Consider the following 7136-nt stretch of genomic DNA (forward strand, 5'->3'; position numbering starts at 1 on the left):
GCCAAATACTGCCCGGAATGTGCCGCACGCATGAAGCGGATCAATGCCGCAAAGCGCAAGCGGAAACAACGGGAGAAATGTCACGCTTTAGGGGCTGAAAAACCCTTGTAAATCAAGGCTTTTTTCGAGGGTGTCAAAGGCAGGCTGATAGATTTATCCTCTGACCCCTAAAACGGCCTTAAAATGCGTACAGAATCCCAAGAGAAACCCCAAGGAGGAACCCTATGTCAGACAACCGAAAATATTATTACCTGAAACTCAAAGAAAACTATTTTGACGATGATTCCATCGTGCTGCTGGAAAGTATGCAGGATGGTGTGCTGTATTCCAACATTCTGCTCAAGCTGTATCTGAAATCGCTGAAACATGGTGGACGTCTTCAACTTGACGAGGACATTCCTTACACGGCGCAGATGATCGCCACCATTACCCGCCAGCAGATCGGCACTGTGGAGAGAGCCTTGCAGATCTTTTTGAAGCTGGGTCTTGTGGAGGTGCTGGACAGCGGCACATTCTACATGAGCAACATCGAACTTTTAATCGGCCAGTCCTCTACCGAGGCTGAGCGAAAGCGGGCTGCGAGGCTCCAAAATAAGGCTCTTTCTGCGCCCCGGACAAACGGCGGACATTTGTCCGACATTCGTCCACCAGAGATAGAGATAGAGAAAGAGATAGAGATAAATAGAGAGATAGAGAAGGGACACCCCGCCCCCGCCTATGGCCGTTACCAGAATGTTTTCCTGACGGACGGGGAACTGGCAGACTTACAGGCCAGCTTTCCCACTGTATGGGGCCAGTACATCGAAAAGCTGTCCGAGTACATGGCTTCTACCGGCAAGCGTTATCAGAGCCATGCCGCCACCATCCGGCGCTGGGCCGGTGAGGACGCTAAAAAAACGATCACACCCTCACGCAACCGGGATTACAGCGTAAAGGAGGATGAAACTGTATGATTAAGATTACCGCAGAAATCCGGGCGTTCATCGACAAGGCAGCTGCTGGTGCGGAACTGGCTGAGGACGAGTATATAGATCCGTCAGACGGTCTCATTCACTGTAAGAAATGCGGCGGCCAGAGGCAGACCGTTGTGCCATGCTTTGGGAAATCCGGCTACTTTATGCCACGCTGCATCTGCCAGTGCCAGCAGGAGGCTGAGGAGCAGCGCAAGGCTGCTGAAGAACGGCAGCGCCGCATGGAGCGTATCAAACGCCGAAAGGCACAGGGTTTGCAAGACCGCTATCTCTATGACTACACCTTTGCCAACGACAACGGCAAAAACCCATTGATGGACAAGGCCCGCGCCTATGTGGAGAACTGGAAGGAGGCATATAAAAACAACACCGGCCTGCTGTTGTTCGGGGATGTGGGAACCGGCAAGTCTTTCTTCGCCGGATGTATCGCCAATGCTCTACTTGACCAAGATGTGCCGGTGCTGATGACGAACTTTCCCACCATTCTGAACCGCCTGACCGGGATGTTCTCTGAGGACAGGTCGGAGTTTATTGCCAGCTTTGATGAGTACGACCTGCTTATCATTGACGATTTGGGTGTAGAGCGCAGTACCGAATATGCTATGGAGCAGATGTTTTTCGTCATCGACAGCCGCTACCGCAGCCGCAGGCCCATGATTATCACAACAAACTTGAAACTGTCCGAGCTGAAAAACCCGCCTGATCTGGCCCACGCCCGTATCTATGACCGTATTCTGGAACGGTGTGCGCCGATTCTTTTTGACGGGAAGAATTTCCGGGAAGAAAATGCCGGTGCTACCCGACAGACAGCAAAAGACATTGTAAACAGTAAGCAAGACTGATTTTTTACCGGGCGGCACAGACCCGTTCGGAGAAAGGAGCGCCATGAACAGAGAACCCCGTACTATGCAGGTGGCAGACGCCGCTACTGCGTCCAGAGCGCCGGAAAACACGCCAGCGATGGTAAAGAAAATCGGCAAGACAACCTACAAGGTTCATGTCCATTTCAGCAATACCAGCACAGAAACCATGAGCGATAAAATCAAGCGTATGCTCAAAAATGAAATTCAGCAGATGTGACAGACTGATAAACGAAGCCGCCTTGTGCTAAACTGATGATGGTACGCACCAAAATTTTTGTCAAGGAGGACACGAAAATGCTTTACACAGAAAAAGAGAAGCATGAAATTGAACGAGTAAAGGAGGTCTTTGCGGAACATCTGCGGCAAAGCCCTGATTTTGAACTGTTCTGGTCGGACAAGGTAGGCTATGTCTGGCTGGCGATTGGCGTAAATCCAGTCTATGTGGATACCGGTATCAGAATCGAATCTGCCGCCGATCTCTGTTACAGGTGTTTGGACGATGTAGCTACGGATGTTTTATATATGACGGGCAACGATCACGCGCTGGAAGCAGCCGATCCGCTGGAATTGGCCGAAATCAAGCGGCGCTGGGAACCATATATCAACCAGCTGCCGGAATATGCGTATATCTGCGACGATTTACTAAGTGGACGCCAATAATTCACATGCAAACGTGCCAGAAGCAAAAAAATGCTTCTGGCACGTTGTTACGAATTTTAGAGCTTTCTATGGTTTCGATACTCTATTATTCCCCAAAACAGTCCGAGAATAAACAGCGTGACCACAATAATAAAGCTGTATTTGAATGGTACGCCAAAATGTGCTTCTATGACATCAAGAGTTCCGATAGCACTGAGTAAAGAAATAATGTATAGCAGAACATTCAAAATCGCAGAGTTTCTGCTTTTCTTTAGTTCATTTTGTGCAGTCAAATAGGATATTTTTAGGTGAAGAGCTTCTGCATGTTTTTTGTAAGGCTCGCTTTCCTTAATGTAGTTCAATAAATTATGAGTTTCAATTGGAAGATTAGGAGAGCAAAAAAGATTCTGCAAGTAAATATCATTTCGTACCGACCGCCGAAGATCTGTTTCATTTTCAAGGTTAGAGTTTTGAAAAATATGAATATAGAGTTTTAGCGATTCCAATATAATGGCCGAATATAAAATTGGTTGAAAGTTATCACAATCAAAGTCAGAAACTACACTACAACCAGCTTGTGGATAATATTGGTATATTTCCACTGTACTAATGTCCTTAATTGGTTCAGCAGGCGCTTTCGTATCAATGAGTTTGCAAAAGTAATCTGAAATATTTTCAATATTATTCGAAAAGACCAATGTGTCATGCACAAAGAAATATTCTTGGGAACGATAACACTTATTTGTCAATTCCCAGATAAACTCAGAAATATTTTCATATATTATTTCAGAAATTTTCATTCCTGCCTCGACAGGTTTCTCTTCATCAAAGAATTGATATTTCTCCACAGACAGTAGGTTGTAGTTTTCTGCTTTTGCCCCGACATCATCTTTGGCAAGTGGTTTTCCTGTTTTGTAGTTTATGACTTCAAAAACAATGAACAAAACACTGTTCATCATAAAGGCACCGGCATCAATTTGATACATCTGACCATTTATCCAAACTAAAAATGGCTCTAGCCAGAAAGTAAATTCGATTTTGAAATATCGTTCATCAACTAAGATAGATTGTGCGTGCCTAAGATTGATATAGAAACCGGAATCTTTCAAAGAGTCACTTGCATTATTTTCTTTTTCAGCTGAATCTTTTGATTTGAAGGAAAATGTAGTCGCTTGATGTACATAATCATATTGGGCCGTTACCTCCATTTTCCCATCAACAGAAGTAATAGTCTCGTCTGTTGCCACGAAAGAAAGATGATGCTTTTCCAGTAAGGATTGCATCTGCTTCTTTTTGTGCGGGATAACATTACGAAGTTTTCGTAAAAACCAGTTTGTCGCTTTATACTGTGTCGAATTATATGCGCTTAAAAATAAAACAGTATCATCCACTTGCAATGACCTCCGATCTCGTCAGTAAAATTTATATTATTAATTATACAGCCAAATGACATACACAACAAGCATAGTGCAACAGATAATACTGTTGCTTATTTTTTTGATAAAAAGTCCTTGACAACTCGTTTCGGGAAAAACAGCCAAGTCGATTTTGATTTCCTGCGGCGCTCGCCTTGCCGTGTTCGACATTGCAGAGTTGCGTGAGGTCACGGCTTATGATGATCTGGAGCTGGATACTCTGGGAGACAGGAAAACTGCTCTGTTCCTCATTATGAGTGATACGGATGACAGCTTTAACTTCCTGATCTCCATGTGTTATACCCAGCTTTTCAATCTGCTCTGCGAAAAAGCCGACGATGTGTATGGCGGCAGGCTTCCAGTTCATGTGCGCTGTTTGATTGATGAGTGTGCTAACATCGGGCAGATTCCGAAACTGGAAAAGCTGGTGGCCACCATCCGAAGCCGTGAAATCTCTGCCTGTCTGGTGTTGCAGGCACAGAGTCAGCTCAAGGCGATCTATAAGGATAACGCAGATACCATCATCGGTAACATGGATACATCCATCTTCCTGGGCGGTAAAGAGCCGACTACCCTCAAAGAGCTGGCTGCCGTGCTGGGCAAGGAAACCATCGACACCTACAACACCGGAGAGAGCCGTGGGAGGGAAACCTCCCATTCACTCAACTATCAAAAATTGGGGAAAGAGCTGATGAGCCAGGATGAGCTTGCTGTTATGGATGGAGGCAAGTGTATCCTCCAGCTGCGCGGTGTGCGTCCTTTCCTTTCGGATAAGTACGACATCACCAAGCACCCCAATTTCAAGTACACTGCCGACGCGGATGACAAGAACGCTTTTGATATTGAAGCATTCTTGTCCGCAAGGCTGAAACTCAAGCCCAATGAGGTCTGCGATGTATATGAAGTAGACACAAAGGGCGCTTAATTTCGTTCCGCTTTAGAAGGGAGTGATCTTATCTATTCGCCGCACCTGCCCTCTATGGGCCATTGGCGTACAAAGCGGACAATCGCAAGAAAAAATAATGAAAAAGGAGGACAGCCGGAATCATGCCCCCCGGAAACCGGGCGGCAGATTGTTCCGGCTTTTGTATGCCTATGAAACATGACAAACCTATTTTTTAATCAGATTCCGGCTAACAAACTATATGGCATTTTTTGAACAGGCAATCACCGTTCTTCAGACCCTCGTTATCGCGCTCGGTGCCGGTCTCGGTATCTGGGGCGTTATCAACCTGCTGGAAGGTTACGGCAACGACAACCCCGGCGCCAATGCTCATGTGCGGTAAAGTAATAAAAAGATTTAGGTAGCCGCCTTAACTATTCCTAAATAAGATAATATGCACAGTATTTTCTCGTAAATAGAAAATAAATTATTGCATTTTACCAATTATTATGTTAAAATGACAATGTAACAAAGAGCTATGTATTTTTAAGGAAAGGGAGGAACTTATGAATTTAAGAAAATCTATTTTAGCACTTTCAGTAGTAGCTGGAATTGTAGCTGCTCCAATGACTGTATTTGCCGCTCATACTCATAGTTGGGGTTCTCCCCAGTACTATGGATATGAAGATGAAATGCCTGGTATATATGATGACTGGGATAAATGTGCGACACGTCATGTATATAATTACAAACAATGTTTAATTTGTGGAGAAGTAAGCATTTATGAAGTTGAGACGATTGAAATGTCTCACAAATGGGTGAATGGTGCATGTGTATATTGCAACAAAGGTTACGCGAAAGAGATAAATTAACATAGTATCATTACCGGCAAGTTTATAATCAAAAAATAGAAAGCATTGAGAATATTTCATAATTTCTTGAAAGTACTCTCAGTGCTTTCTTTGATAATATGAAAGGAGAAATAAATGCAAAAAAAACAACTTTCTGTATTAGTACTAATTATTTTATGCTTTTTATTAGGATGTAACAGAGAAACACCAAAAGATGAATCTCAACAAAATTATGAAGATGAATCTAATATTTCTAAAACAAATGGAGAAGAACTTGTAAATATAAACAGTGAATTGTTAGGTTCGACTCCTTTTGATATCCAAATCGATAAAACAGCATTGCAGACTAGAAAAGAAACAGAAACAGAAGTTACAATAAAGACAAATTTAACAGACTGGGGTTATACTGTTTCTTCTGAAAAAGGGAAAATATCTGATATAAATAAAAATTCATTCATATATATAGCACCTAAAGATGAGAGGGATGATACTATAAAAATACAATTATCGGACTATGAAAATGGCATATCATATGAATATACAATTCCACTTATTTTTGCGGGAAACAATGAACATTCTTTAGATAAATTCAAGGAAAATCTTTCAAGATTACCTAATAGTTAGTAAAGAGTCGATAGACTAAAGTACCACCATCCTCTTTTATTTCAACTGAATATCCATCCCGCCGCACCGCAGCGGCACATGAAGCAGTAAATCCGAAAAAGATTTGCTGCTTTTTTTGCGTCCATTTTTGGCAAATTTCCAAAAGTTCCGTATTAGACAGTGAAACCAAAAAAGGCTGCCATTTTTTTCAGACAGCGGGCAAAACGCAGCTTCCGAAACGCCTTATTGTCGGGAAAGACCGAGCCGCCGGAAAAGTTCTTGCCGGAAAGTCCGTCCATTCTGCTCTTTTGTGGTTTGTAGGGAGTAAGGGAAAAACGCCAGCCCGCAGCCTTTTATAAAAAAAGCTGGTTATAGATTTTCTGAAAAAGTGGCAGTAGCAAGTGAACGGCAGGCCGGCAGTTTCTTAGAGCAAGATTCTACCGAGGTGCCAAAATTCGCTTATCGCTCATTTTGCCCCTGCGGGAATCTTGTTGGGGAGTGCCTTCCCCAAACCCTGCTTATGCGGCTTGCGCCGCTGAAAAACCCCTCAAAATATTTTTCGGATTTTTCAAAAACAGTTCCGCTTCACACCCTGTTTTTCTCCTATTAGTGAGAGGACACCACGCACAGAAAGGAGGTCAACCACCTATGAAACGATACAACACGCCGCACCGCAGCCGGGTAGTCAAAACACGCATGACCGAGGAAGAATACGCCGAGTTTGCCCAGCGGCTTTCTGCTTACCACATGAGCCAAGCCGAGTTTATCCGGCAAGCCATAACCGGGGCAGCCATACGCCCCATCATAACCGTTTCCCCCATCAATGACGAGCTGCTTGCCGCTGTCGGGAAGCTGACCGCCGAATACGGGAGGATCGGCGGCAACTTAAACCAGATAGCCCGGACGCTGAA

Annotated in this window: 10 protein-coding genes and 1 pseudogene; 9 read left to right on the forward strand and 2 right to left on the reverse strand. The window is 44.0% G+C overall.

What is annotated here, in order from left to right; genetic code table 11:
• Positions 1-224 precede the first annotated feature (224 nt).
• From DWW13_RS17435 to DWW13_RS17450, 4 genes are all read left to right on the forward strand, one after another.
• A complete protein-coding gene (locus DWW13_RS17435; RefSeq protein WP_118512294.1) occupies positions 225-953 on the forward strand; it encodes a phage replisome organizer N-terminal domain-containing protein in 729 nt (242 codons plus the stop codon).
• Positions 950-1813, forward strand: a complete 864-nt coding sequence (locus DWW13_RS17440; RefSeq protein ID WP_118512296.1) for an ATP-binding protein — start codon at positions 950-952, stop codon at positions 1811-1813. Before DWW13_RS17435 ends, DWW13_RS17440 begins: the two co-directional genes overlap by 4 nt.
• A gap of 64 nt (positions 1814-1877) precedes the next feature.
• Entirely contained in the window at positions 1878-2051 is a 174-nt protein-coding gene (locus tag DWW13_RS17445; protein ID WP_005924807.1) for a transposon-encoded TnpW family protein, read from the forward strand.
• 35 nt (positions 2052-2086) lie between these two features.
• Positions 2087-2494, forward strand: a complete 408-nt coding sequence (locus DWW13_RS17450) for a hypothetical protein (RefSeq protein WP_442857752.1) — start codon at positions 2087-2089, stop codon at positions 2492-2494.
• A 56-nt stretch (positions 2495-2550) separates the two neighbouring features.
• Here the strand turns inward: DWW13_RS17450 and DWW13_RS17455 are convergent, their stop codons facing one another.
• Positions 2551-3864, reverse strand: a complete 1314-nt coding sequence (locus tag DWW13_RS17455; protein ID WP_101874392.1) for a hypothetical protein — start codon at positions 3862-3864, stop codon at positions 2551-2553.
• Between the two features lie 124 nt (positions 3865-3988).
• On the opposite strand from DWW13_RS17455, the pseudogene DWW13_RS17460 reads away from it, so the two are divergent.
• The 4 genes and pseudogenes from DWW13_RS17460 to DWW13_RS17475 all read left to right on the forward strand — a co-directional run.
• Positions 3989-4813 (forward strand): annotated as a pseudogene (locus DWW13_RS17460) (VirD4-like conjugal transfer protein, CD1115 family); the annotation flags it as partial.
• A 220-nt stretch (positions 4814-5033) separates the two neighbouring features.
• On the forward strand, positions 5034-5174 hold the full coding sequence (locus DWW13_RS17465; protein WP_007037419.1) for a Maff2 family mobile element protein: 141 nt from the start codon (positions 5034-5036) through the stop codon (positions 5172-5174).
• A 163-nt stretch (positions 5175-5337) separates the two neighbouring features.
• Positions 5338-5643: a hypothetical protein gene (locus DWW13_RS17470; protein ID WP_002569240.1), complete on the forward strand. Its 306-nt coding sequence runs from the start codon at positions 5338-5340 to the stop codon at positions 5641-5643.
• A 114-nt stretch (positions 5644-5757) separates the two neighbouring features.
• Positions 5758-6246: a hypothetical protein gene (locus DWW13_RS17475; protein WP_002569239.1), complete on the forward strand. Its 489-nt coding sequence runs from the start codon at positions 5758-5760 to the stop codon at positions 6244-6246.
• A 152-nt stretch (positions 6247-6398) separates the two neighbouring features.
• Here DWW13_RS17475 and DWW13_RS19785 read toward each other — a convergent pair whose 3' ends face one another.
• On the reverse strand, positions 6399-6524 hold the full coding sequence (locus DWW13_RS19785; RefSeq protein ID WP_007037420.1) for a hypothetical protein: 126 nt from the start codon (positions 6522-6524) through the stop codon (positions 6399-6401).
• Positions 6525-6873: 349 nt separating this feature from the next.
• On the opposite strand from DWW13_RS19785, the gene DWW13_RS17485 reads away from it, so the two are divergent.
• Positions 6874-7136 (forward strand): plasmid mobilization protein (locus DWW13_RS17485; RefSeq protein ID WP_118720711.1); only part of this gene is annotated, 263 nt, incomplete at its 3' end.

Origin of the sequence: Blautia sp. AF14-40, from assembly GCF_003479665.1 — a bacterium.
Lineage (GTDB): Bacteria > Bacillota > Clostridia > Lachnospirales > Lachnospiraceae > Fusicatenibacter > Fusicatenibacter saccharivorans.